This is a genomic window from Agromyces salentinus (assembly GCF_009749395.1).
In the GTDB taxonomy this organism is placed as follows: domain Bacteria; phylum Actinomycetota; class Actinomycetes; order Actinomycetales; family Microbacteriaceae; genus Agromyces; species Agromyces salentinus.
Genome location: NZ_WBIR01000036.1, coordinates 1 through 2,472 on the forward strand (window position 1 = coordinate 1; position 2,472 = coordinate 2,472).

Sequence of the window (2,472 nt, forward strand, 5' to 3'; positions counted from 1 at the left end):
ACGGAAGACCCTCGACTACGACACCCCAGCACGACGCCTGAAACACGAACACCGCACCCCGCAACCAGCACTCCGATAGCCTGCAACCACCTGTCCTGTTGCGTCGATCATCAGAATCCGCCGTACCCCTGCGGGCGTTCTCACCGGGCGGGGTAAACGGGCATCTCGAACACGGCGCCTGCGTCGCGCCCCGCGAGGCGAGCCGGAGTCCGCCGCGCGACCGGCTTGCGGGCGTGCGATGACGCACGGCTCGAGCCTTTAGTAAGGCCGATGGATGCAGTGTTCCTCCCGACGCCGCCCTATCATCCGATCATGACGAACGTCGCGGGAAGCCGCTGGGTTATCACGGGTGCAGCAGGCAACATTGGGACCGCACTTCGTGCCGCTCTGGTGGACCTGCAGGTCGATCTCGTATCCACCGACCTCCGCTCAACGGCACCCGCCGGCCCAGGAGACTCTGTGATGACCTTGGACCTCGCCGATCTCGAGTCCCTGGTGCAGCTCCTTGAAGGAGCGGACGGGGTTATTCATCTCGGTGGAATCGCCGACGAGGCAGACTTCCACGACCTCGCCGAGGTGAACATCATCGGTACTTATCACGTCCTCGAGGCCGCCCGGCGTGCTGGGACGCCCCGGGTGGTCTATGCCAGCAGCAACCGCGTGACGGGCATGTACTCCGCCGGCGACCATGTCACCCCCGACATGCCCACCCGGCCTGACGGCTTCTACGGGGTATCCAAGGTCGCCGGAGAAGCGCTCTGTCGCCTGTACGCCGACAAATTCGGCCTCAGAACCATCTCTGTACGCATTGGGAGCTACGAGCAGCAACCGGCCTCCGCGCGCGACCAGAGGACCTGGCTGAGCCCTGCGGATGCCGTGCGGGCCTTCCTCGCAGCCATGACAACGCCGGAGCCCACGGCCGTGTTCTACGCCGTGTCCGCCAACTCCCACCGCTGGTGGGACCTCGACGCCGGGACAGCGGCCGGATACACCCCCCAAGACAACGCCGCCCAGTGGAGCGCCCCGGAGAACATCGATCCGAGCACACCGCAAGGCGGGACGTACGCAACGCCCGCGTACTCGATCGACCCGATGCGCCGCTAGCAGACCTGACACCTGTTCTCGGGGCCGGCCGGCCGCGGGGCGGCGATGACGGATCCGCTCGCGGACTCTCTGGACAATCCGCGAGCTGGCCGCCATGTCACGATGGGCCCATGCGAAGCGCCGTCGAACTCATTCGATCCAGCACACTCAGCGACGTCGCCCAGTACGCCTACGCAGCGACAGCACCGAAGGACTCCCGCTACATCTTTCTCGCCGGCGCCTGCCCTCTCGAAGACGATGGGACCATCGCCGCGGTCGGCGATTACTCGGCCCAGGCCTCGCGGTGCATCGAAACGATGAGGGCGGCGCTCGAGGCCGCCGGAGCAGGAATCGAGAACGTGATCAGCACGCGCGTCCTGGTCGCTTCCTCGAACCGGTCCGATCTCGTCGCCGCTTGGGACGTCGTTCGGGACGCGTTCGGCGATCACGACGTGCCCAGCACCCTCTTCGGCGTCACGGTCCTTGGATACGACGACCAGCTCGTCGAGATCGAGGCGATTGCAGCCGTCACCGACTGACCCGCCTGTTATGCCCGCGAGCGGATCCGTCTGCGGGACGGTGCTATTCAGGTCGGTTGACTGTTAGCGGTGCAGCACCGCTGCTCCCGAGCACTGCTGCGCCGATGAGGTGGCCGGAGTTGCGTGTCTCGTTCTCGTCGGCGCAATGTCGTGGCGTCTATCTTGTAGAGCATGAAGTCGACTATTGCGGGTACGACGATGCCGATCCTTGAATTGAATCTCGAGGCCGGGGAAAAGGTCGTGGCCGAGGGTGGCGACGTGGCGTGGATGTCGCCCGGGTTCGCCCTCGACACGTCGACCGTGCACGGCACCGGTGGTGGCGGGGGGTTCATGAGCGGCCTGAAGCGGGTGCTCGGCGGCGCGCAGCTGTTCCTGACCGAGTACACGGCGCCCGCGCAGGGCGGCCTACTCGCGTTCGCCGCGCAGCTGCCGGGTACCATCCGTCAGCTCGATATCGACGCGGCCGACTCGTTCATGGTGCAGCAGGGGTCGTACTCCGCGAGCACGGCCGGCGTGGAGGTGTCGGTCGGGTTGCAGAAGAAGCTCGGTGCCGGCATCTTCGGCGGTGCGGGCGTGATCTTCCAGAAGCTGTCCGGCAACGGCACCGCGTGGGTGCAGCTCGCCGGCGAGATCACCGAGTACGAGCTGCCCGCCGGTCAGTCCCTGCTCATCCATCCCGGACACCTCGCGATGTTCGAGGCCGACATGAACCTCGAATTCACCTCGGTCAAGGGCATCAAGAACAAGTTCTTCGGTGACTCGCTCTTCCTCGCCGAGATCCACGGCCCGGGCCGGATCTGGTTGCAGTCGATGTCGCCCGCGAAGCTCGCCGCGGCTATCGAACCGTACC

3 protein-coding genes are annotated in these 2,472 nt (G+C 66.1%); all 3 read left to right on the forward strand.

Annotated elements, in window-relative coordinates; genetic code table 11:
• The first annotated feature begins 312 nt into the window (after positions 1-312).
• Positions 313-1,104: an NAD-dependent epimerase/dehydratase family protein gene (locus GQQ95_RS19225; RefSeq protein ID WP_157429218.1), complete on the forward strand. Its 792-nt coding sequence runs from the start codon at positions 313-315 to the stop codon at positions 1,102-1,104.
• A gap of 110 nt (positions 1,105-1,214) precedes the next feature.
• Positions 1,215-1,622 (forward strand): RidA family protein, encoded by a 408-nt coding sequence (locus tag GQQ95_RS19230; protein WP_157429219.1) that lies wholly within the window; start codon positions 1,215-1,217, stop codon positions 1,620-1,622.
• 171 nt (positions 1,623-1,793) lie between these two features.
• The coding region (locus GQQ95_RS19235) for a TIGR00266 family protein (RefSeq protein ID WP_157429220.1) at positions 1,794-2,472 on the forward strand (679 nt) is incomplete at its 3' end.